Raw genomic sequence first — 23,090 nt, 5'->3', positions numbered from 1 at the left:
GCGCCCTGCAACCCAAACCCGCACAAAGCGGGTATTTCAGAAGGCCAAAAATGGTCGCGACGGGGAGACATTTGCATGAGTTCCGACACACAATCCAATCGTCCGCTATCCGAAGAAGAGCTTCAGGATCTTGTGGCGTCATCTGATGCGGGCGGACGTAATCCGGTCGGCAATGTCGGGATTTTCCTGGCCATTGTGGCAGCGATCTGGTCGATCTTTCAGGTCGTTTTGGCCTCGCCCATAGCGAACTATGTGCTGCCAGGTAGTATCGTGAACAACTCACGGCAGTTTCATCTGGCCTTTGCGATGTTTCTGGCCTTTGCAGCCTATCCGGCACTGAAATCCAGCCCGCGAGACTATATCCCCATACAGGATTGGATCATGGGCCTGCTCGGGGCGTTTGTCGCGCTCTATGGCTATTTTTTCTATGACAAAATCGTCAATGCGGGCGGTCTTGCAGATGATACCGACAAGTGGGTTGCATTGTGCGGTTTGCTGTTGCTGTTTGAGGCCGCGCGACGCGCGCTTGGCCCGGCAATGGCAATCATTGCAACGATTTTCCTCGCCTATGTGTTCTTTGGTTCTTCCGAATGGGTGCCCGAAGTTATCCGCTGGAAAGGCGCAAGTCTGAAAAAAGCGATGAGCCACATGTGGATCACGTCCGAAGGCGTGTTTGGCATCGCGCTTGGTGTCTCGACGAAATTCGTTTTCCTGTTCGTGCTGTTCGGAGCGTTGCTCGACAAGGCCGGGGCAGGGAACTACTTCATCAAGATGGCTTTCGGCGCCCTCGGCCACCTGCGGGGTGGCCCGGCCAAGGCGGCTGTTGTGGGTTCGGCAGCGACCGGCCTGATCTCGGGCTCGTCGATTGCCAACGTGGTGACCACCGGTACTTTCACCATTCCACTGATGAAGCGCGTGGGCTTTAGCAGTGAACAGGCAGGCTCGGTCGAGGTTGCCTCGTCTGTGAACGGTCAGATCATGCCGCCTGTGATGGGGGCCGCAGCCTTCCTTATGGTGGAATATGTGGGCATTTCTTACGTTGAGGTCATCACCCATGCCTTCCTTCCGGCTGCGATCTCTTACATCGCGCTAGTCTATATCGTTCATCTGGAAGCCGTGAAGCGGAACATGCCGACGCTGGGCAACCGTGAGGTCCACCTTGCGCGGACCGTGGTCGGAATGCTGTCCTTTTTCATTGTCTTTGCGGGCCTGTGCTATGGCTCGCAATACCCGGTCGAAGCGGTCACCAGTATGGTTCCGACCGCTGCAGGCATCGTGCTGAGCCTGATTGTCTGTGCGGTCTATGTCGCTCTGCTGTATCTGGCCGCGCAGGTCCCTGACCTTGAGCCGGACGATCCAAACGCCAAAGAGGTCGAGCTGCCGGTTATCGCCGACATCTACAAGGCTGGTCTGCATTATCTGCTGCCGATCATCGTGCTGGTCTACTTCCTGATGATCGAACAGAAATCACCCGGTCTGTCCGCCTTCTGGGCAACGGCGCTGTTGTTCGTGATCCTGCTGACGCAGAAGCCGCTCAAGGCGATCTTCCGGGGCGAGAGCGAGGTCTACAACCGCTTCATCGACGGAGTTGCTGATTTGTGGCAAGGCCTGATCGACGGCGCGCGCAATATGATCGGGATTGCCCTGGCCACGGCCACAGCGGGCGTAATCGTGGGCACTGTGACCCTGACTGGTGTGGGTCAGGTAATGGCCGATCTGGTCGAGTTCCTGTCGGGCGGCAACCTGATCCTGATGTTGATCATGGTCGGTATCCTCAGCCTGATCCTGGGGATGGGCCTGCCGACCACGGCGAACTATATCGTCGTCAGCTCTCTGATGGCCGGAGTGGTTGTTGAACTGGGTGCGCAAAGCGGGCTGATCGTGCCGTTGATCGCGGTGCACCTGTTCGTATTCTACTTTGGGATCATGGCGGACGTGACGCCGCCTGTTGGTTTGGCAAGCTTCGCGGCCGCAGCCGTTTCGGGCGGTGATGCGATCAAGACCGGTTTCACCGCGTTCTTCTACAGCTTGCGGACCGTAGCACTGCCTTTCGTTTTCATCTTCAACACCGACCTGCTGTTGATCGACGTGACGTGGGTCGAAGGCATAATCGTCGCTATATTTGCAACCATCGCTATTCTGGTCTTTACGGCTGGCACGATGGGCTATTTCCTGACCCATAGCCGCATCTACGAAAGCATCGCGCTGATCTTTGTTGCCTTTGCGCTGTTCCGGCCAGATTATTTCATGGACCGCATCTCGCCTCCGTTCCAGTCGGTTGAACCCGCTGCGTTTGAAGAAACGATAGGTCAAGCACCGCCAGGGTCTGAGGTGCGACTGGTCATATCCGGCCCGGATTTCGACACGCTCGAAATGGCCGACACCACCGTTGTTGTCACCGTTGGCGACGAAGAGGGTGGCGCGGCGCGGGTCGAGGCGATGGGGCTGATCCTGATCCCCGAAGATGGGCTGATCAAGCTTGAGGAGCCTCTATTTGGCACGCCTGTGGCCGATGATCTGGGTATCTTCGACTATTATGGGGATGAGCCGGTACGTCTGACCTCGGTCAGCTTGCCGTCCAGCCAGCCTCCGAAACAGTTGGTCTATATACCGGCGATGATCCTGCTGGCTCTGATCGCCTTCCTGCAACGCGGCCGGGCCGCCAGACAAGAAGAGGTGACAGCATGACCAAATCAGTTCTTTGCGCTGTCGATATCAGCAATGGCGATCTGGATAGTCCGGTTTTGAAACAAGCCGCTAGGCTGGCGGATCTGGACGGGGCGCAGCTTGATGTTGTGACCGTGCTTCCTGATTTCGGCGAAAGCTGGGTATCGGGTTTTTTCGAGCCCGACTTCCACGATAAGGCGCTGGCCGAGGCGCATGACAAGCTGGCAAACCTTTGCGTCTCTGTACTTGGTGCGGAACGCAACGCCGCTATGCGCCACGTGGTGGCCACTGGCACGGCCTATCAGGAAATCCTGAAAACAGCAGAGGGCGCCGGCTCCGACCTGATCGTGATCGGTGCTCATAAACCGGATTTCAAAGACTATCTATTGGGCCCCAATGCTGCGCGCGTTGTACGTCACGCCACAGCCTCGGTCTACGTGGTGCGCTGATCAATACCCGGTCATTTCCAGATAGCCGCGCCCCGCGTGGCTGCCTGAGACAATGACCGGTCCTTCCCAGTATTCAAATCGCGTGGCCATCCAGGCATCAGGTATCAGGGCCGAGACCTTGACGTTAAGCCCCCGGTCCGGCAGGTCCACCTGCCAGCGTATCGGTACATCTCGTCCCGCGACCTCTGCGGTTTCTAACGGGGTGAATGCGGCGGAACCGTTCGGCAATGCCTCGGTGCTGCCATCTGCATTGATCCAAGTGGCGGCAGTGAAATCCCCGCGATCCCCGCGCAACCGGAAGACCATCAGCTTGTCGCCATCATCAAAGCTGAGCGAGAACCAATCCCATCCGCTTTGATCTTCGGCCAAAGGTTGCGAGGACCATTCACGGTCCAGCCAAGCCGAACCGGTGACGGTGACATCGCGCTGTGGCAGGTTCAAAGTACCTTCAACTGTATAAAAGGGCTGAGAATAGTAGTAGCTGGCCTGTCCATCGGCGGATTTGACCGAATAGCCATCTTCGCCGTGAAACACCAATGGGCCTTGGGCGTTTAGCGACAGGGTGTACCCAAAATCCTCTCCGTTTGCGGTCAGGGATAGCGTATCGAAATCGGGCCCGCTCATGCGCCATTCGTCGATCCAAGCGGCAAAGGGTTTTGCTATGACACCCGCCTGACCGATCCCGCCGCGCGACAGGCGTTCGGCAAAGTAGTGCCGTTCAGGCGTCGTGACAGCGGCGTGACCCATCCAGATCTGTGGGCTTTGCCAACCGTCGAGATCAAAGGGTTTTAGGGCCGAGCGAAACAAGGTCCACTGGATGCCATAGTCGCGCCCGTCATCCCCCTTGAGATTGGCGGTCAGATACCACCATTCGATCCGGTAGCTGGGATGGGGCCCGTGATCTTGAGGAAACTCGAACGGAACGCCACGCTGCGGCACATCAAACCCGTCTGCCGATCCGCCCAGACCCGCATAACCTTGCGCTAGTGCGGATGTCGGAAGCCAGACCAGCAGAAAAAGAAAAAACGCTCTAACGTTCATTGGCAAACACTCTCAGCAGGCTGGCTGGGGGCAGGCGCAGCAGTCGCAACGCGGGCAGGGCCGCCGCCACAAAAGCAGCCAGTAGCGTCAGAAGGAACAGATACAGCCAGTCCCACGGGAACAGGAACATCGGAAGTCGCCATCCAAAGGCCTGTACATTGATGACAGCAAGCAAAACCCAGGCCAGAACCAGCCCCAAGGGCAAAGCAAGACAGGCGGTCAATGCGGCCAGCAGGACACTGCGCAACAGCTCGAACCCGGCCAGTTGCGCACGGTTCAGACCCAAGGCCCAGACCGGCGCGATTTGGGGCAGGCGCTGCGTCCAAAGGGTAAGCAGGCTGGTCAGTATTGCAAATCCGGCAACCCCAAGGGTCAGGATATTCAGGGCTGAGGTGACGACAAATGTCTTCTCGAAAATCGCCCGCGATTGTGCCTTCATCGCCGCCTGTTGGACCACGCTACGCGGGGGCATATCGAACTGAGTGCGCAGGGATTGCGCCATCTCGGTCGCGTGATCTGGGTCCATGCGAATGCCAAACCGTCTTGCATCAGCCCCCGGCGCGATCTTATCCAGACGGGACATCGACACGATCGCCTGACCGGTTGGATTGCCATAGTCGGAATAGACGCCTGCAATGGGCAGAGAGGCAGCCGACGACAGCGCCAGAACATCTCCGGGCCAAAGATCCGCGCGCCGGGCCAGCTGTTCGTTAATGAGGATTGCCTGTCCTGACATCACCCGATCCCAATCGCCATCTGATCGTGCGATCAATGGCCAGTGATCCCGGTAGACCGGGTCGTCGACCACGCCATACAGGAACAGCGGGCCGGTTTCGTGTGTAAGTTCTGCACTGCGGATGGGCAGAATTGCGTCCACCTGAGGGGTCAGCCACGCGATGATGTCCGCCGCTTGCTGATCATCTGCGGCGGTCACATACAGCTCCGAGGTCAGGCGTTGATCCAGCCAGCCGACAAAGGTCAGCCGAAAGCTGGACACCATCGTGCCGACACCGATATTGGCCGCAAGCGCTAGCAACAAGGCCATCAGTGCCAAGGAAAGCCCAGGTAATTGCGCCCGCATATCCGCCCAGATCCATTGAGATACGGGCCCGCGTGCTTTCATAGCAAAGATCGTCAGGGCTAGCGAAAGGAACCAGGGCAAAACCAGTGCTGCACCGGTCAACAGCCCAGCGAGCAGTGCAAAGCCCCCGAGCAGACCACCGATGCCGAAATAGAGGGCGGTTCCGCAGGCGATCAGGAACACTCCGACCATCCCGATCAGGTCGTGTGATCGCCCGCTGCCGCGCCAAGCCTGAGCGCCGGGTCCTTCGAGCAGTGGCATACGAGACAGACGCCAAAGCGCATGACCGCTGGCCCCCAAGGTGCCGACCAGTGCCATGGCCATACCCGCCAGTGCCCAGCTCGGTTGCAGGCTCAGCTGCCCGGTGACAGGTGCGCCATAAAGCCCGCGTAAGGTTGCGGCCACGTCCGGCAGCAACGCACCTGCCAGAAAGAAACCCAGGATCAGGCCCAAAGCCCCGCCGATACAGGCCAGTACCGTCAGTTCGACCAACACCATCCACACCAGCCGCCGCATCGAAACGCCTAAGGCGCGCAAGGTTCGGATCATGCCGCGCCGTTGGGCAAAGGCGAGCCCGACGGTACCGTTCACAATGAATAACCCGACGGCGAACGACAGTAATCCGAAGGCGGTCAGGTTCAGGTGAAAACTGTCCGTCAGCTGCGCCGTATCGACCTGCGAGGCCGGGCTGATCTGCTGTAGCTCAGGTGCAATCTGCGACAGGGGCGGACGCTCGCGTGGCTGGTTCGGCAAAACCACAAGACGGGAAATCTTGCCGCGTTGGTCCAGTAGGGTTTCGGCCACGCCGATATCGGTCAAAATCACATCGGCAGGCAGAGACGTGCTGAGGATGATCGGCGGCAATCCTTCAACCGAAGACAATAGCGGCGCAAGGTCCGGATGAACAAACAAGCGGCCCGGAGCCGTCAAGATATCGGCCGGCTCTGGTGGATCAACGCTCTGCTCGGTTTCCGTCACCGCAGGCAATGCAGGGTAGGCCACCATATCTACGCCCATCACCCGCAGGGTACGACCCTGGGCGCGATAAGGACCTTCCAGAACGGCAGCGACCTGCCAGCCCGCCCGGCGCAGCTCGGCATATCGGGACAAAGGGACGGGGCCGCTTGGATCGCGCAACTCATCAAACTGCCCCAAGGCCAGCTGCGCATTGGCCCGCGCATAGCTTGCGCGCGCCTCGGCGTTGATTGCTTGCACAGCAGACCACAGACCGGTTGCCAAGGCGATGCCGATCAGCAGCGTCGCCAGTTGCAGCCAATGCGCGCGCCAATGTGATAGCAGCGCCTGTATGACGGCCTTGGTCATTCGATGCGACCACCGGCCAGATGCACGCGCCGGTCGAGCCGAGCGGCAATGTCTTGTGAATGGGTCACCAAAAGCAAAGCGGCCCCGGTATCGGCAACCAGGGACAGCATCAGGTTCAGAACATTGGCACTGGCAGTTTCGTCCAGGTTACCCGTAGGCTCATCCGCCAGCAGCAGTTTGGGCCGCGCAGCCATGGCGCGGCCAATGGCAACGCGCTGTTGCTGGCCGCCAGAGAGGTTTTCGGGGAAACGATCCAGCAAATCGGACAACCCCAGTCGATCAGCCAGATGGGTGCTCCAGGCCGGGTCATGACAGCCAGCTAGGCGGGCGTGAAAGGAGAGGTTTTGCGACACCGAGAGCGACGGGATCAGGTTAAACTGTTGAAACACCAGCGAGACCTGAGTACGGCGTAGCCCTGCACGCCCTGCGTCATCAAGCGCTGTCAGGGCAACGCCATCCAGTGTGATCTCACCCGCATCGAAGCTATCCAAAGCAGCGGCTAAGTTCAGCAAGGTGGATTTGCCGCTGCCACTTTCACCGGTCAGGGCCAGTGTCTGCCCGTGATCCAGAGTCAGCGACACATCACGCAGGACAGGTCGCCCACCAGGATAGGATTTCTGCACCTTGTCGATCGTCAACAGCATGATCTGCCCCGCTTTTTCATGCAGGATGTGCAACGGAACTCACCCATGTCCAGTGCCGAACGCCCTCCGATGCGTTTCGCCGCAGGTACATTGAGGGCACGCCGGTCTTGTGCCTTTCCGCCGCAGAGTCCATTCTAATACTCAAGGGATCATCGCGGAACAGGGTGGAAAAACATGAGCTTGCTGCACCAGATTGTTTGGGGCAGTGCCTTTCTGGGGCTCTGCTTTGTGGTCGAGATATTCTTTCTGGCCTGGTGCACGATCTTTGTAATCAAAATGGAGCCGAAATGGTCAAAACATGGGCTGTTTCTGGCCACTGCCGCCCCGATTGCCGTCGCATTGGCGTTTATCGTTTTGACACACACAATTCAGGTGTGGATATGGGCGATCGTTTGGGTCTTACTTGAGGTGCTGCCGGATTGGAATACGGCTCTGTATTTCTCGTTGGTGACGTTCACCACGCTGGGCTATGGCGATATCGTTTTGGGTGAGGCGCTAAGGATTTTTGGATCTTTTGCGTCGGTTACCGGGCTTTTGGCCTTTGGACTTTCAACGGCCTATATGGTTGCGCTGATGTCCCGGGTGTTTCAGGAACGGTTCTTTTCCTTGGGCCAACCCCCTAAAGAATAGGCGCAAACAAACGGGCCAGGGGCGCACCAAATCGAATATAGACCGGTTGCTGGAACAAGGATCGCGTCAGTTCATAGCTTTTATCGAAATCAGCCAGAAGCATCCGTTCCACCGCCTGTGCGGCCTCAGCATTAAAAAACAACGCCATTGCTTCAAAATTCAGCCGGAATGATCGGTTGTCCAGATTAGTTGTCCCGATCGCAGCCAGAGTATCATCGACCACAAACACCTTTTGATGCATGAAACCATCGGTGTATCGAAACACCCGCGCACCACAGTTTCGAACCTCATCAAAATAGGCAAAGGCGGCCAGCCAGGGCAGGCGGTGATCGATCACCTCGGGCACAAGGATACGCACATCCACTCCACGCATCGCCGCATGTTGAAGCGCGGTCATGACGTCGATATCGGGCACAAAATAGGGCGAGGCGATCCAGAACCTCTCTTTTGCCTCGGCTATGGCCGAAAAGAACATCATAGCGCCGGTTTCGGTATCATCGCCGGGCCCGGTTGCGACGAGTAGCGCGTTCATGTCCTGATCAGATTCGCTGCCAGCCCAGTCCAGATCATCGATCAGGTCCTCACCACGGGCCCAGTGCCAGTCTTCGGTGAAAATCAACTGTAGCTGGCGAACGATATGGCCGGTGATCTTTACATGAGTGTCACGCCAGAGGCCGAACTTTTCGCCCTGACCGAGATACTCTACACCAACATTGTGTCCGCCGATAAAGCCGGTCTCTCCGTCGATCACCACTGTTTTCCGATGGTTGCGGTAGTTCAACTGAAAGCGAAAATTCGGGCCGCGCTGTTCCTTCGGGTCGGCGACATCAATCCCGGCGTTCTGCATGGTTTCCAGAAAGTCGGACGGCAAGCCATAGCTGCCCACCGCGTCGGTCATGAACCGCACATGCACCCCGCGGTTTGAGGCCGCGATGAGCCGTTCCTGCAGCTTCAATCCCAATTCATCGGCGCGCACGATGTAGAATTGGATCAGGATGTAGTTCTTTGCTGCATCAATGGCTTCGAAAATCGCATCGAATGTGGCATCGCCATCAATCAACAGCTCTGCCCCATTGCCGCGCGAAACGGGTAGATGGGCCAGAAATTCGAACGGTCGGGGATTGATCGACATTTTCTCAGGGTCTGGCTTGGAGTGATCGGCGAATGTTTTGATCCCTTCGACCACGCGCTCACTTTCTTGCCGGGCGATGCGATAGCCGTGAAAACGGTGGTGACCCAGAAACAGATACATCGGTACGGCAAAGAAAGGGGCGGCAATTAGAAAGACCACCCAGCCAACCGCACCTTGCGGTGTGCGAGCTGTCTGCGCTGCCCTGAGCGAGAAGATAGCGGCTGTAACATAAAGCGCAAAGACGGCCGCAGATACCAATACTGTCCACATTTGTTTTCAGGGCTCCGTCTGTTTGCTTTGGGTTAGAGGCGATAGGCGAACCAAGCTGCGTTCTTCTTCTTTTTTATCTGGAGTCGTCCCCTAATCGCCCATCCAAAGACATCAAGATTGCGACTGGGCGCAGCGCCGGGATATGGCTGAAAACGATCAGGATGCAGACCGTCAGGGGCACACTCAAAAAGGCTCCGATCAAACCCCAGACCGTCGTCCAGAAAGTCAACGCCAGTATGACCAGGAATGTGGACATGTTCAGGGACCGGCCCAGCATCGCAGGATCCAGGAAATTGCCGATCAGGAACTGGATCGTGCCGCAGCCCAGAACCACTATCAGAAACGGGCCGATGCTTTCGAACTGGACTAAAGCGATCATAGCCGGAAACACCACGGCAATGATCGATCCAATCGAAGGGATGAAATTCAAGGCAAAGGTCAGAACTGCCCATGTCTCGGCATATTCCAGGCCAAGCATGCGGAAGATACTATAGCTGATACCCGCCGTGATCAGGCTGATCAGGGTTTTGACACCGACATACCGCTGTAGGCTGAACGAGATTGCATCCAGCATTGCCGACAGTTCTTTCCCGGTTTCCGGGCTTCCCGCAGCCAGCTGGATCTTTTTGCGAAAGGCCAAACGTTCGACCATAAGGAACGAAACATAGAGGCTGATTAGAAAGAACTGATTCAGCAGCGATGTTGCGCTGCCCAGCAACAGCCGCGCCAGATAGGACATGTCGATACTGACAAGGTTGTCCCGGATAAACGTTGTCACATCGCTGCCCACCAATCCCGCAATTCGGTTGATTGCGCTATCGAACTGGGCTTCATAGGTGGTGATGCCGCGTGCGAATTGGGTCGCCTGGCTGCCCAATATGTACATTATGGTAAACAAACCGGCCAACACAATTGTCACTCCGACCAGGTTTGCCAGCCATATCGGTGATTGGGTCAGGGAGATGACGCGATCGCTCAGGGCGATGATCAGAACGTTGACCAGAAGGGCAAGTGTCAGTGGGATCAGAAAAGCAGCGCCTGCATAGAGCCCCAGCACTACCAAAGTTGCAACGATGCAGCTGTCGCGCACCACAGACAGGCTGAGGCGGCGGCGCGTTGTGGGCGTATTGGGGTCCGATGTCATAGATAACCTGACTTGGGGCAGGGCGCATGCGTGCTCTGATCCTGCACAGCCCGATAGGTTTATGCAATGCTGTCAGCTGTTTATAATTCCGGATTTGTGATCGAGCGACTTCTACGTTGGCCGTCGGCGGGCTAGGGTTGCACCATGTCTGGTGCTTCGATTCTGTTCTCTGCCCGTCCGGTCAAGGCGCTGTTTCTGGCGCTGCGGCGGTTCAATGCCAAGAACGGCTTTGTCATGAGCAGCCATGTCGCTATGTCGATGATGATGGCGCTGTTTCCCTTTGTACTGTTCACCGTCGCGCTGGCAGGGGCACTTTCGCAGGGCTATGTGACGGATGAACTGGTCGATCTGATCTTTGGTGCATGGCCGCAGGATGTGGCCGGACCGATTGTGGCGGAGCTGCGGGCGGTGTTGGATGGGTCCGGGTCCGGGGCAATTACGCTTGGCGGTTTGCTAGCTGTCTACTTTGCCTCAAACGGGGTTGCAGCGGTGCGGACAGCTATGAATCACGCCTACCACGACCATGACAGCTGGCCCTTCTGGAAAACGCGTTTGCTGTGTATCGCTTTGGTCATTCTGGGCGGTGCAGCCATCCTGATCGTCGCAGCGGTCGAGGTGGGTTTGCCCGTCTACACGGCGCTGGTTTCCGAGCACACAGACTTAGATGTCGCGACTTGGTTGTCGGCGGATCGCCTGCGGTGGACCTTTGCAGTGGCCGTGCCTGTAGTGACGATTCTGATGGCGCATCTTGTTCTGCCCACGCGACGTCACAGTCTGATGCAGATCCTGCCGGGCGTGTTTCTAACACTTGCGCTATTGGGGGCCGGGGGATGGGGTTTTTCGATCTATGTCGGTCAATTCGCCAGCTACAGCGCCACTTACGCCGGTTTGGCCGGGGCCATGGCCGCGCTGATCTTCCTGTACCTTTGCGCTGCGATTGTGATTTTGGGGGCCGAATACAACAGCGCGCTGATTGATCTATCAAAAGACGATACGGGCGTGCAGGCCTAGGTGCCGATGGATCGGCACGCGCTTGCCAGTATTGGGCCATGATCCCGGCAAAATTCACTTGTAGACAGCCTTAGGGGCATCAGCCTCAGGTTTGTTTGCAGGTGGCGTATGTCAGAAACGATGCAGAAACATCCCTGTGTAGGGGACGTGAAGGGGTCATTGGAGCAGCGTATCGCGCAGTTGCGGGATCGTAAGCCGGTTTATCTGAACCATTCAGAGGTTGTTGAGATGCAGAACCTTGCAGCCGCGTCTTTTCAGGAGCATCCGCTTGCAGTGCAGTTGACGACAGAAGATTAACTTCAGCCGCGAAACCCTGTCGCCACAACGAATTTCTCGGAACTGTCCGACCGGGATGCGGGCGGTTTGACGTTGGCGACCTTCTCGAACTTCTGTTTCAACAGCTTTTGCAAATCTCCCTCGGCGCCTCCGGCCAGAACCTTGGCGACGAACGTGCCACCTTCTTCCAACACGTCAAAGGCAAAATACGCAGCCGTTTCGCACAGGGCCATAATCCGCAAATGGTCGGTCTGTTTGTGGCCTGACGACGCGGCGGCCATGTCCGACATCACCACATCGGCCTTGCCGCCCAGCCAGTCTTTGACCTTTTGATCGGCGTCATCTTCCATGAAATCCAGTACATGAGCCGTCGCACCAGCAACCGGTTCGACCTCTTGAAGATCAATGCCCAGTACAGTGCCAATGCGCTTGCCGCTCTTCTCGCCCAGCGCATTCACCCGCTTGACCGCAACCTGCAGCCAGCCACCGGGGGCGCAACCCAGATCCACGACGCGCGCACCGGGTACGAGGAATCGGAATTTCTCGTCCAGTTCCAATATCTTGAACGCCGCGCGCCCGCGATACCCTTCGGCATTTGCGCGTTTGACATAGGGGTCGTTCAGCTGCCGCTCGAGCCAACGTGTTGAGCTTAGCTTACGCCCACGCGCCGTCTTTACCTTTACCTTCAGGTCGCGCTGTCCGCGGCCTGAGGTGTTTTTTCCACTCGGTGTCTTTGCCATCAGAACGGTCCGTCTTCCAATACGCCGTCCGCACTCATCTGTGCATAAAGCAGACCTTCGCGCAGCCCCCGGTCCGCTACAGACAAGCGGTCGGTGGGCCAGCAACGCAAAAGGGCCTGCAAAATGGCCGAGCCGGACATGATCAGGGCCTGCCGGTCATCCCCAATCCGGGGGTCGCGGCGGCGCCCGTGAGGGCCGAGTTCTAAATACCCGCGGATGACTTTGTCAATCTGATCGCTGGTCATGCGCAGACCGTCCACTTTGGTTCGGTCATAGCGCTTCAGCCCCAGATGCGACGCGGCAACGGTTGTGACCGTGCCGCTGGTGCCGACGATCTGGAATCCTTCGCGGGTTTGTTCGTCCTTGTAGGGGGCGAAGTCGGCCAGATTTTCTTCGAAAAACCAACTCATCAGGGCGAAACGAGCCGAGTCGTCTTCGACGTCGTGGAACTGATCGCGCAGGGTGGCGACACCAAGGGGCACGCTGATCCAATCCACGACCTTTGCGGCGGGGAAGGGGCTGTCAGCTGTGTGAAAGCCATTGTGAAGCCGCATGATCGCGGCCGGGCGATCGCGGCGGGGAATCGAAGATATGTCGATCCAAACCAGTTCGGTCGAACCGCCGCCGATATCAACGACCAGCAATTGTTCGGTCTTGGTGGAGACCAAAGGCGCACAAGAGATAACGGCCAGCCGTGCCTCTTCCTCGGGCTGGATGATCTCCAGCGTCAGGCCGGTTTCGCGCTTCACCTGACGGATGAAGTCGCGCGCGTTCTTGGCGCGGCGGCACGCTTCGGTCGCGACCAAACGCATCCGTTTGACCTTGTTGCGTTTCAGCTTTTGCTGGCAGATGCGCAGGGCCTGAACCGTGCGCGACATCGAGGCCCGAGACAGTCGCCCCGTCCGTTCCAGACCCGCGCCCAATTGCACGGATTTGGAGAAGCTGTCGACCACATGGAACCCGCTGCCCTTGGGCTGGGCGATCAACATGCGGCAACTATTTGTCCCCAGATCCAACGCCGCATAGAGCGCATCTGGATCGGGTCTTGCCGGCGCGGGGCTTTCGACCGCCTTCGGGAACGCGCCCGCACCTTTGGGACGCTTGGGCGCCATTCGTCACGCCCTCCGATTTTCGAGTTAGTTTGACCCTAGGCGGGGGATCGCCGACGCGCAAGTGATTTCAATTTTGAATTTAACGTGAGTGTCACACCGCGTTCATACTGGGGTGCGATCCCGTGGCCGAGCCCCGATACGGGATTCTCTACCAGCTTTCAGCCAGATATGGAGATTGCCATGAAAGACGAGCACACCCTTTCTTTTGATGAATATGATGAGGTCGTAAATCCCCGCCCCGAAGAATGCGAATTTGACCGTGTGGTTGAACGCGCCTTGTCGCGACGCGGTTTTTTGGGCGGTGTTCTGGCGATGGGCAGTTTTACGGCTGTCGCGGGCTCGTTTGTCCCCTCAGGTGCACGCGCGGCTGCGGATCGTTTTGCGTTTGATGCAATCCCGGTTTCCACCGCAGATGACGTTGTTGTGCCTGCGGGCTACAAGGCCGAGGTCATGGTGCGCTGGGGGGACCCGCTTTGGTCCGATGCACCCGAATTCGACCATGCAACGCGCGGTACGGCTGCAAGCCAAGAACGTGCATTCGGCGACAATACCGACGGTCAGGATGTGTTCCTGCATGATGGTCATGTGCTGCTGGTTGTGAACAACGAATACACCAACCGTGACATCCTTTGGGGCAATAACCCCGATGCCAAGGCGGCCTCGGACGATGATGTTGCCAAGGGCATGATGGCCCATGGTGTCACCGTGGTCGAGATCGCCAACACCGATGGCACATGGGCGATTGTCAAGGACAGCCCTTACAACCGTCGTATTACGCCGCAGACCGATATGGCCCTGACCGGCCCGGCGGCTGGGCACGATCTGCTGAAAACAGCAGCTGATGCAACAGGGACCACCTCGAAGGGCACCTGGAACAACTGCGGCAACGGCATGACGCCCTGGGGCACCTATCTGGCCTGTGAAGAAAACTTCAACGGCTACTTCTCGGCAGCTGATGAGAACCACGAGGTCAGCCCTGAACTGAAGCGCTACGGCGTCTCGTCCAAGGATTGGGGCTATGGCTGGGCCAAGATCGATGACCGTTTTGACGTCTCGAAAAACCCCAATGAGCCGAACCGCGCAGGTTATGTGGTGGAGATTGACCCGACCGATCCAAATTCGACCCCACGCAAGCTGACCGCGCTGGGTCGTTTCAAGCATGAGAACGCTGAAGCGGTTGTAAACAACGATGGTCGCGTCGTCGTTTACATGGGCGATGATGAACGGGGCGAGTTCCTGTATCGCTTTGTATCGGACGGCGTTTATGCGGCAGGCGTTGACACCAATGCGCTGCTGGAAAATGGCACTTTGTCCGTTGCGAAGTTCAACGACGACGGCACGGGTGAGTGGCTGGAATTAACGCCAGAAACCACGGGTTTGGCCTCGCAGGCTGAAATCAGCATCCACACACGTCAGGCCGGTTCAGCGGTTGGCGCGACTACGATGGACCGTCCGGAATGGGTTGCCGCAAACCCCAACTCGCCCGAGGTTTATTGCTGTCTGACCAACAACAAGAACCGGGGCGTCAAGCCGAATGCCGGTGGAGATGACACATCGGTCAACGGACCAAACCCACGTGAGGCAAACAACTATGGCCAAATCGTGCGCTGGACCCCGAATGGTGGCGATCACACCGCGGCAGGTTTTGGATGGGACCTCTATGTTCTGGCCGGTAACCCGACTGTGCATCAAGACGCCTATGGCGGCTCGGATAACGTCAATGCGGATAACATGTTCAACTCGCCCGACGGGTTGAAGTTCGACAGCAATGGGCTGCTGTGGATCCAGACCGACGGCAACTATGGCAACGAAGGCGATTTCGCCGGACAGGGTAACAACCAGATGCTGGCCGGCGATCCGGTCACCGGCGAAATCCGCCGCTTCATGGTTGGCCCGAACGAGTGTGAGATCACGGGTATCAGCTGGTCGCCGGATCGCCGCACCATGTTCGTGGGTGTCCAGCACCCGGGCGAAGATGGAAACAGCCACTGGCCCGAAGGCGGTGACGCGGTTCCACGCTCTGCAATCATCGCGGTGACCCGCGAAGACGGTGGTCTGGTCGGCTAACATCGCTGATCTTTGAACGACGACCCCGGACGCATAGCTTCGTCCGGGGTTTTTCTGTTTCATGCAGTAGTTTCATAGTGACAATGAGAATTTTGATATGCGGATTGGCTGGGAACTCAGCTACAAGCGCCGATACACAACCGTAGGCCAAAAAGTCGCTTGAAATACCACTTGTGTCGAAAACCGACCGACCCAGGCCCATATAGATGTTTAGAACCGCCCCATCGGGTTAGGAGGAATCACAGCAATGCCTGACGTCACCATCGTTTACTGGCGCGACATTCCCGCTCAGGTCATCGTCGGCAAAGGCCGTCGCGGCGCCAAGCGGCAATTGGAAGAACGGTTTGAACAAGCCATCGACCGCGCCGCCATGAAGGTGAATGCCAAGGACAGTGATGCCTACCTTGCGGAATGGCGCAAAGCCGCGCCTTTTGCAGTTGAGGGCGACCCGTCCGAGATTGCGGAGGCACAGGCCGTGCGTCTGGAAACGGAATACGATCAGGACCGCATCAAAGCGCTGATCGCCAATGACGGTTGGGCATGAGCCCGAGACAGCTATGGGAGGCCGCAATGGCTTTGCTGAACTTCAAGAAACGTGATGCGGTCGAAAACGGGCCGGTTAATCCGACCGTCGAAGCCTTTTTGCAGGGCTATTCGATCGAGGTGATGCCCCGCACCGCCGAAAAGGTTGAAGATTTCCGCGCGTTGTTGCCCGAAGGCACCCGCGTCTACATCGCGCATATCGAGGGCACACCCATCGAAGATATGGTCAAGACCGCCAAGCGCCTCGCTGATGATGGCTATCCGGTGATGCCACACTTCCCGGCGCGGATCATCAAGGACGCGGCGACGCTGGAGAACTGGATCTCGATGTATCAGGGTGAAGCCGGTGTTGAGCAGGCGCTGCTGCTGGCCGGTGGTGTTGCAAAGCCCCATGGTGAGTTCGACAGTTCGATGCAGCTGCTGGAGAGCGGTCTGTTCGACAAGGCTGGTTTCAAACGTCTGCACGTCGCAGGCCACCCCGAGGGCAACAAAGACATCGACCCGGACGGCTCGACCAAGAATGTCGATGACGCACTGCGTTGGAAACAGAAGTTCTCTGAGACCACGGATGCCGAAATGGCGCTGGCCACGCAATTCGCGTTTGACGCCAAGCCGATCATTGCCTGGGCTGACAGTCTGAAAGAGGCGGGGATCGACATCCCGGTCCATATCGGCATCGCTGGCCCTGCCAAACTGCAGACCCTGATCAAGTTCGCCATCGCTTGTGGCGTTGGTCCGTCGCTGAAAGTTCTGCAGAAACGCGCCATGGACGTGTCCAAGCTGTTGCTGCCCTATGAGCCGACTGATGTTGTCACCGAACTGGCCAACCACAAAGCGGCCAACCCGGATTTCAACATCACCAACGTCCACTTCTTCCCGCTGGGCGGGATTAAGACCAACGCCAACTGGGCGATCAATAACGGCGGCGCTTCGGCAAAGCCCGCAAATTCCTAAGGAACGGACATGACCCGTACAGTCGTAGAATCAAAAACAAAAACTGCCGTTCTGGGCTTTGACGAACCGTTCTGCGTGATCGGCGAGCGGATCAACCCCACGGGCCGCAAGAAACTGGCCGCCGAACTGGAAGCGGGCGATTTCTCGACCGTCGAGAAAGACGCGCTGGCGCAGGTTGCTGCAGGCGCGACCGTTCTGGATATCAATGCGGGTGTTGTCTACAACTCGAACCCCAATCCGAACGAGACCGAACCGCCGCTGATGCGCAAGATCGTTGAGCTGGTACAGGGCTTGGTCGATGTGCCTCTCTGCGTCGACAGCTCGGTCCCTGGTGCGTTGGAAGCGGGTCTTGAGGCGGCTGAAGGCCGTCCGCTGCTGAATTCGGTCACCGGCGAGGAAGAGCGTCTGGAGCTGGTTTTGCCGCTGGTGAAGAAATACAACGTGCCGGTTGTTGCCATCTCGAATGACGATACTGGCATTTCCGAAGATCCCGACGTGCGTTTTGCGGTTGCCAAGACGATTGTCGAACGCGCTGCTGACTACGGTATCCCAGCTCATGACATCGTCGTTGACCCGCTGGTGATGCCCATCGGCGCGATGGCGACCGCAGGTCAGCAGGTGTTCGCTTTGGTTCGCCGCCTGCGTGAAGAACTGGGCGTGAACACGACATGCGGTGCCTCCAACGTCTCGTTTGGCCTGCCAAACCGTCACGGCATCAACAACGCCTTCCTGCCGATGGCGATGGGCGCTGGCATGACCTCGGCCATCATGAACCCGGTGGCATTGCCGGTCACGCAAAAGAAGATTGCCGAAAAGAAAGAGGCTGTCGCCGCCGCAGGTATCATCCTGCCTGAAGGTATGGATGATGAGACATTCGTGCAGATGTTCGGTTTGGGATCGACCCTACCGCGCGCCGGTAAAGAAATGGAGGCCATCCGCGCCGCCAATTTGCTCACCAACAACGACCCCCATGGTGGTGAGTGGATCAGGTTCAACAAAGCCCCCGAGGCACCCGGAGCCGAGGGCGAAGGGCGAGGACGTCGCGGAGGCGGTCGCCGCCGCCGCGCCTAAGCTGAACGCAACTTGATCACAGGCCGGGCACTTGCCCGGCCTTTCTATTTTCCATGCAGGAGAAGCTCTGATCAGCGTATGATCTCAGATGTGCAAACCGATGGCGTTGTTCACCGCTAAACCGGTGTTGATCGCGCAATAGGTCGGGTAGGGTGTGCGTTCAGAAAGGTTGATATCTCGTTGAATCAATTGATGATCTTCCAGCCTGTACAGGGACTCGGATAGCGCCCTGTCCGTGATTGTAGTCAGTGCCGTTTTCATGGTTGAAAATCGCTGAGGCGAGTTGGTCAACGCTAAAACTGGGACTGACCAGCTTTTACGTAGCAGGGCAAATTCACTTTCATCAGGTACGGCCTTAATAATCTTGCTGGCCATCTGCGCGGCCTCAACACCCTTTAGTGTCAGCCGAAACTCGGGCCGCAAAGGATGGCCGTGGCCCGGATTTCTTTCGAGAAGACGCAGCGCAATCAGGTGATCAAGGCTGGCACGAAAGGAGGTCCGGCTTGCGTTGGTCGCTGCCAGCAAGGGGGCCTGACGTCCCGGCGTACCCGCATCCAACAGCGCCAGAATGCTGAGTGACCAGGCCCGTGATGTCAGGTTGACAAGTGTCGGAATGTCCATAAAGTATAGTTACTAGTATTATGAAAAAAGGTAAAGCACATGGCACGCGTTTCTCTTGATGATACGATCACACTTGCCCTGTCCGTACGCGACCGCCACGCAAGCGCGACGTGGTATCAGGAAAACTTGGGTTTCTCGCTTGTATACCATATGGACGAAGCAGGCTGGAGCGAGGTGCAGACCAACACCAAGGGCGTGACTCTGGGTCTGGGCGAGCAGGCAGAGCCCAATCCCGGCAACTGCGTGCCCGTATTCGGCGTGGCCAATATATCAGAAGCCCGCAAGGCGCTGGAATCCGCTGGCGTACGGTTTGATGGCGAAACCGAGACCGTCGAGGGCATGGTCAGCACGGCAACCTTTTTCGATCCAGACAACAATGCGCTGATGCTGGCGCAGGACCTGACCAAGTAGATTTTGGCCCCGCATGATCCCTCTTGAACCCCGGTCAAAGGGGGTGCTATCCACATCTGCGCGGCGGGTATGATGTAATGGTAGCCTGTCAGCTTCCCAAGCTGAACGCGCGGGTTCGATTCCCGCTACCCGCTCCAGATTTCCGTGTTTAGATCCGGAAAACCAGGTCCTGCGCTGATCCAGTTATCCCCTGCGGCGACGGCGCCGACCTCCGCCAGCGTCGGACTCGCCACCGCCTGTATTGAACGAGGGCGCGGGCAGGGTGACGACTCGGGCCAGTTCGGGGAACGGGTCCGTCTTGTGCGGGATCGCGTTGGCTGCGACGAAGTGATCCTGGAATTTCGGCTCGATGGCGGTTTCGACCTTGGTGATTTCGCGAACTACGCGCTCGATTTCGGCCCGTGCACCGATGTTGCACAGCGCTATCCGGGCACCAGTACCTGCGGCGTTCCCGGCGCTGGACACCTTGTCCAGCGGGGCATCCGGGATCATGCCCAGAACCATCGCGTGCTTGGTCGAGATATGTGCGCCAAACGCACCTGCGAGGACAACGCGATCCACCCGGTCGACCTCCATCTCATCCATCAACAACCGCGCGCCTGCATAGAGCGCGGATTTGGCCAGTTGAATGGCGCGGATGTCGCCTTGGGTGACGGTGATCCGCGGGCCGCCATCGGCGCTGGCATCGTGGATCAGGTAGGAATGGGTGCGACCCTCGGGCACGCTGCGCGATGTGCCGGTCTGCTCGGCTGAGCCGATCAGGCCACTTTCATCCAGCAGGCCCGCGATACGCATTTCGGCGACCGCTTCGATGATGCCCGAGCCGCAGATGCCGGTGATGCCGGTGGTGGCGATATCGACGTCAAACCCATCCTCATCCGACCATTTCTCGGACCCGATGACACGGAAGCGGGGCTCTTTGGTAACCGGGTCGATTTCAATCCGTTCGATGGCGCCAGGGGCGGCACGCTGGCCCGAACTGATCTGTGCGCCTTCAAAGGCCGGTCCGGTGGGCGAGGAACAGGCCAGAACGCGGCTGGTATTGCCCAGCAGGATTTCCGCATTGGTGCCCACGTCGACGATCAGCACGAGATCTTCGGATTTGCCGGGTTCTTCTGATAAGGCGACGGCGGCGCAGTCCGCACCGACATGGCCTGCAATACAAGGCAGGATATAGACCTGCGCACGCGGGTTCATATTGGTCAGGTCCATCTCGCGCGCGGGCAGGGAGATCGACTCGGATGTGGCTAGCGCAAACGGAGCTTGCCCCAATTCGACCGGGTCCAGACCCAGCAGCAGGTGATGCATGACCGGGTTACAGACAAAGACTGTCTCTACGATCAAGGCGGCGTCAATCCCAGCCTCTTCAGCGATTGAGGTGGTTAGATCGTTGATCGCCTCGCGCACCGCTTTGGTCATTTCCTGATCGCCCCCGGGGTTCATCATGGCATAGGAGACGCGGCTCATCAGGTCTTCACCGAAGCGGATCTGGGGGTTCATCAGGCCGGAAGAGGCTTTGACCTCGCCGGTATCCAGATCGGTCAGGTGCGCGGCGATGGTGGTTGAGCCAAGGTCGATGGCCAAACCATAGAGCCCGCCTTCGTGCAGGCCGGGCCAAATTTCAACAACCCGCGCGACAGAGTCCTTGTGGCCTTTGTGGATGGCGACCGTGACCTCCCATTTGCCTTTGCGCAGAACGGGTTGCAACTTGGACATAAGCGACAGATCAGCGGTGATGGCGTCGATCTTCCATTGGTCGCGCAGGGCGCGTTCCAGCCGCTCCAGATCACCGGTCGGTGAATGCATGTCAGGCTCTTCAACCACGACGAAGTAAAGACGCGTGGCCGGGTCCATGGTGATGGCGCGCGCAGTAGCGGCCTTTCGCACGACCTGTCGGTGTACCTGGCTTTCGGGGGGCACGTCGATCACGACATCGCCCTGCACGGTGGCCTGACAGCCCAGACGGCGACCTGGTTTTAGCCCCCGCTTGTCGTCATAACGCTGCTCGACCGCATTCCATTCACTCAGCGCGCCATCGTTCACGGTTACGCCGTGTTTAGGAAACTCACCATAGCTGGGCGTGATCTGGCATTTCGAACAGATGCCGCGCCCGCCGCAGACCGAATCCAGATCAACACCCAACTGCCGCGCTGCAGTCAGAATTGGCGTGCCAACCGGGAAATGCCCGCGTTTGCCGGATGGGGTGAAGACGACAAGAGGGTCGGTGGTCATGAATGGCCTGCCTTTGAATTTGCGCGTGTCCCGCGCAAGATATGAGTTTATACGCAAAGGGAAAGGCCATTCAGCGGCAGGTTTTCACCAACAAGCGTCGTTTTAAGGCGCGGTGTTCTGTTGCTTTTAACAACAACTTGGGTTCAGGGGCTTTTCCTTGGGGATGATCCATGCAATAGGGTCACCGCCAAACGGGCTTTTGCATGGGGTGATCAGATGCAGATTCGTGAGGCGCTTACCTTTGATGATGTTCTTTTGGTGCCAGGGGCATCAACGGTGCTACCGGCCACGGCAGATACCACGACACGTGTGACACGTCAGATTACCATGAACATCCCGCTGCTCAGCTCGGCCATGGACACCGTGACAGAAGCGCGCATGGCCATTGCCATGGCCCAGGCGGGGGGCATCGGGGTGATCCACAAGAACCTTTCGATCGAAGAACAGGCCCGCGAGGTGCGCCGGGTCAAACGCTTCGAATCTGGGATCGTCTACAACCCGGTCACGCTGCGCGCCAACCAGACACTGGCCGATGCGCAGGCGCTGGTGCAGCGCTACAATTTCACCGGGTTCCCTGTGGTGGATGATCAGGGGCGCGTCGTCGGCATCGTGACCAATCGGGACATGCGCTTTGCGACCTCGGATGACACGCCGATCCACGCGATGATGACCGCGGACAACCTGGCGATGCTACAAGAGCCTGCCGATCTGGAAGAGGCCAAAAGCCTGATGAGGGCTCGTCGGATCGAGAAACTGCTGGTGGTTGATGGTGAGGGCAAGCTGACGGGCTTGTTGACATTGAAAGATACCGAACAGGCTGTGCTGAACCCGACCGCTTGCAAAGACAGCCTTGGCCGTCTGCGTGTGGCGGCTGCAACCTCGGTTGGCGATGCCGGTTTTGAACGCTCGGAACTGCTGGTCGATTCAGGTGTCGACATCATCGTCGTGGATACCGCGCATGGCCATTCACAAGGTGTTCTGGATGCGGTGAAACGCGCCAAGACCCTGTCGAACGAGGTTCAGATCATCGCAGGGAACGTTGCCACGTCCGATGCGACCAAAGCGCTGATTGATGCCGGCGCAGATGCCATCAAAGTGGGTATCGGGCCGGGTTCGATCTGTACCACGCGTATGGTGGCCGGCGTTGGCGTGCCTCAGCTGACGGCGATCATGGATTGCGCGACAGCGGCTGGTGATGTTCCGGTGATCGCCGATGGTGGCATCAAGTTCTCGGGCGATTTCGCCAAGGCGATTGCGGCGGGTGCGTCGTGCGCCATGGTCGGTTCGATGATCGCAGGTACCGATGAAAGTCCAGGTGAGGTGATCTTGTATCAGGGCCGTTCTTTTAAATCCTATCGCGGCATGGGCAGCTTGGGAGCCATGGCGCGTGGCTCGGCGGATCGCTATTTCCAGAAGGATGCCGCCAATGACAAGCTGGTGCCTGAAGGGATTGAGGGGCAGGTGCCCTACAAAGGGTCAGCCGGGGCTGTTGTGCACCAGTTGGTGGGCGGCCTGCGCGCAGCGATGGGCTATACCGGCTGTGCAACCGTTGAAGAGATGCGCAAGAACTGCAACTTTGTGAAAATCACCGGGGCAGGTCTGAAAGAAAGCCATGTGCATGACGTGCAGATCACCCGCGAAAGCCCGAACTATCGGGTGATGTAAGGTTGC

Annotated in this window: 20 protein-coding genes and 1 tRNA gene; 12 read left to right on the top strand and 9 right to left on the bottom strand. The window is 58.2% G+C overall.

Annotated elements, in window-relative coordinates; all coding sequences use genetic code 11:
• The first annotated feature begins 75 nt into the window (after positions 1-75).
• The gene (locus ACR0DH_RS11740; RefSeq protein WP_480549111.1) at positions 76-2,688 is read left to right on the top strand and encodes a TRAP transporter permease; all 2,613 of its coding nucleotides are present in this window, start codon (positions 76-78) and stop codon (positions 2,686-2,688) included.
• Positions 2,685-3,116 (top strand): universal stress protein, encoded by a 432-nt coding sequence (locus ACR0DH_RS11735; protein ID WP_170532978.1) that lies wholly within the window; start codon positions 2,685-2,687, stop codon positions 3,114-3,116. The genes ACR0DH_RS11740 and ACR0DH_RS11735 overlap by 4 nt, the downstream gene beginning before the upstream one ends.
• On the opposite strand, the gene ACR0DH_RS11730 is transcribed toward ACR0DH_RS11735, so the two are convergent.
• From ACR0DH_RS11730 to ACR0DH_RS11720, 3 genes are read right to left on the bottom strand one after another with little or no spacing between them, the layout of a single operon-like run.
• Positions 3,117-4,157, bottom strand: a complete 1,041-nt coding sequence (locus ACR0DH_RS11730) for a lipocalin-like domain-containing protein (protein ID WP_480549112.1) — start codon at positions 4,155-4,157, stop codon at positions 3,117-3,119. It lies immediately after the preceding gene.
• Complete coding sequence (locus tag ACR0DH_RS11725; RefSeq protein WP_480549113.1) at positions 4,147-6,561, bottom strand: FtsX-like permease family protein; 2,415 nt, start codon at positions 6,559-6,561, stop codon at positions 4,147-4,149. The genes ACR0DH_RS11730 and ACR0DH_RS11725 overlap by 11 nt, the downstream gene beginning before the upstream one ends.
• Positions 6,558-7,205 (bottom strand): ABC transporter ATP-binding protein, encoded by a 648-nt coding sequence (locus tag ACR0DH_RS11720; RefSeq protein WP_480549114.1) that lies wholly within the window; start codon positions 7,203-7,205, stop codon positions 6,558-6,560. The genes ACR0DH_RS11725 and ACR0DH_RS11720 overlap by 4 nt, the downstream gene beginning before the upstream one ends.
• Positions 7,206-7,379: 174 nt before the next feature.
• Between ACR0DH_RS11720 and ACR0DH_RS11715 the strand changes: the two genes are divergently transcribed.
• Positions 7,380-7,835, top strand: a complete 456-nt coding sequence (locus ACR0DH_RS11715) for a potassium channel family protein (protein WP_480541330.1) — start codon at positions 7,380-7,382, stop codon at positions 7,833-7,835.
• On the opposite strand, the gene cls is transcribed toward ACR0DH_RS11715, so the two are convergent.
• Both cls and ACR0DH_RS11705 read right to left on the bottom strand, forming a co-directional pair.
• Positions 7,825-9,237 (bottom strand): cardiolipin synthase, encoded by a 1,413-nt coding sequence (cls, locus tag ACR0DH_RS11710; protein ID WP_480549116.1) that lies wholly within the window; start codon positions 9,235-9,237, stop codon positions 7,825-7,827. The genes ACR0DH_RS11715 and cls overlap by 11 nt on opposite strands.
• A 73-nt stretch (positions 9,238-9,310) precedes the next feature.
• Complete coding sequence (locus ACR0DH_RS11705) at positions 9,311-10,381, bottom strand: AI-2E family transporter (protein WP_480549118.1); 1,071 nt, start codon at positions 10,379-10,381, stop codon at positions 9,311-9,313.
• A gap of 144 nt (positions 10,382-10,525) precedes the next feature.
• On the opposite strand from ACR0DH_RS11705, the gene ACR0DH_RS11700 reads away from it, so the two are divergent.
• Positions 10,526-11,392 carry a YihY/virulence factor BrkB family protein gene (locus ACR0DH_RS11700; protein ID WP_480549120.1) on the top strand — a complete coding sequence of 289 codons (867 nt, stop codon included), beginning with the start codon at positions 10,526-10,528 and terminating at the stop codon, positions 11,390-11,392.
• Positions 11,393-11,500: 108 nt separating this feature from the next.
• The gene (locus tag ACR0DH_RS11695) at positions 11,501-11,689 is read left to right on the top strand and encodes a hypothetical protein (RefSeq protein ID WP_480541336.1); all 189 of its coding nucleotides are present in this window, start codon (positions 11,501-11,503) and stop codon (positions 11,687-11,689) included.
• Between the two features lie 2 nt (positions 11,690-11,691).
• Here ACR0DH_RS11695 and ACR0DH_RS11690 read toward each other — a convergent pair whose 3' ends face one another.
• Both ACR0DH_RS11690 and ACR0DH_RS11685 read right to left on the bottom strand, forming a co-directional pair.
• Entirely contained in the window at positions 11,692-12,408 is a 717-nt protein-coding gene (locus ACR0DH_RS11690; RefSeq protein ID WP_480549122.1) for an RlmE family RNA methyltransferase, read from the bottom strand.
• Positions 12,408-13,520 carry a Ppx/GppA phosphatase family protein gene (locus ACR0DH_RS11685; protein ID WP_480541340.1) on the bottom strand — a complete coding sequence of 371 codons (1,113 nt, stop codon included), beginning with the start codon at positions 13,518-13,520 and terminating at the stop codon, positions 12,408-12,410. The genes ACR0DH_RS11690 and ACR0DH_RS11685 overlap by 1 nt, the downstream gene beginning before the upstream one ends.
• 180 nt (positions 13,521-13,700) lie before the next feature.
• On the opposite strand from ACR0DH_RS11685, the gene ACR0DH_RS11680 reads away from it, so the two are divergent.
• The 4 genes from ACR0DH_RS11680 (at position 13,701) to ACR0DH_RS11665 (ending at position 18,155) form a co-directional block, all read left to right on the top strand.
• Positions 13,701-15,587: a PhoX family protein gene (locus ACR0DH_RS11680; protein ID WP_480549124.1), complete on the top strand. Its 1,887-nt coding sequence runs from the start codon at positions 13,701-13,703 to the stop codon at positions 15,585-15,587.
• Positions 15,588-15,834: 247 nt separating this feature from the next.
• Complete coding sequence (locus ACR0DH_RS11675; RefSeq protein ID WP_170533008.1) at positions 15,835-16,131, top strand: virulence factor; 297 nt, start codon at positions 15,835-15,837, stop codon at positions 16,129-16,131.
• A 26-nt stretch (positions 16,132-16,157) separates the two neighbouring features.
• Positions 16,158-17,084: a methylenetetrahydrofolate reductase gene (locus ACR0DH_RS11670; protein ID WP_480549126.1), complete on the top strand. Its 927-nt coding sequence runs from the start codon at positions 16,158-16,160 to the stop codon at positions 17,082-17,084.
• 9 nt (positions 17,085-17,093) lie between these two features.
• Positions 17,094-18,155: a methyltetrahydrofolate cobalamin methyltransferase gene (locus ACR0DH_RS11665; protein WP_480541346.1), complete on the top strand. Its 1,062-nt coding sequence runs from the start codon at positions 17,094-17,096 to the stop codon at positions 18,153-18,155.
• A gap of 84 nt (positions 18,156-18,239) precedes the next feature.
• On the opposite strand, the gene ACR0DH_RS11660 is transcribed toward ACR0DH_RS11665, so the two are convergent.
• Positions 18,240-18,776, bottom strand: a complete 537-nt coding sequence (locus ACR0DH_RS11660) for a winged helix-turn-helix transcriptional regulator (RefSeq protein ID WP_480549128.1) — start codon at positions 18,774-18,776, stop codon at positions 18,240-18,242.
• Positions 18,777-18,815: 39 nt separating this feature from the next.
• Here ACR0DH_RS11660 and ACR0DH_RS11655 point away from each other — a divergent pair, with 39 nt between their 5' ends.
• Positions 18,816-19,187 carry a VOC family protein gene (locus ACR0DH_RS11655; RefSeq protein WP_480541350.1) on the top strand — a complete coding sequence of 124 codons (372 nt, stop codon included), beginning with the start codon at positions 18,816-18,818 and terminating at the stop codon, positions 19,185-19,187.
• A gap of 63 nt (positions 19,188-19,250) precedes the next feature.
• Positions 19,251-19,324, top strand: a tRNA-Gly gene (locus ACR0DH_RS11650).
• A 46-nt stretch (positions 19,325-19,370) separates the two neighbouring features.
• Here ACR0DH_RS11650 and ACR0DH_RS11645 read toward each other — a convergent pair.
• Positions 19,371-21,419: an ASKHA domain-containing protein gene (locus tag ACR0DH_RS11645; protein ID WP_480549130.1), complete on the bottom strand. Its 2,049-nt coding sequence runs from the start codon at positions 21,417-21,419 to the stop codon at positions 19,371-19,373.
• Between the two features lie 216 nt (positions 21,420-21,635).
• Between ACR0DH_RS11645 and guaB the strand changes: the two genes are divergently transcribed.
• The gene (gene guaB, locus ACR0DH_RS11640; RefSeq protein ID WP_480549132.1) at positions 21,636-23,084 is read left to right on the top strand and encodes an IMP dehydrogenase; all 1,449 of its coding nucleotides are present in this window, start codon (positions 21,636-21,638) and stop codon (positions 23,082-23,084) included.
• Positions 23,085-23,090 lie beyond the last annotated feature (6 nt).

The sequence above is a fragment of the Ruegeria sp. I1 genome (assembly GCF_056532675.1).
Note: the sequence above shows the minus strand (reverse complement) of the source record. Positions and strands in the feature narration are given on the sequence as shown.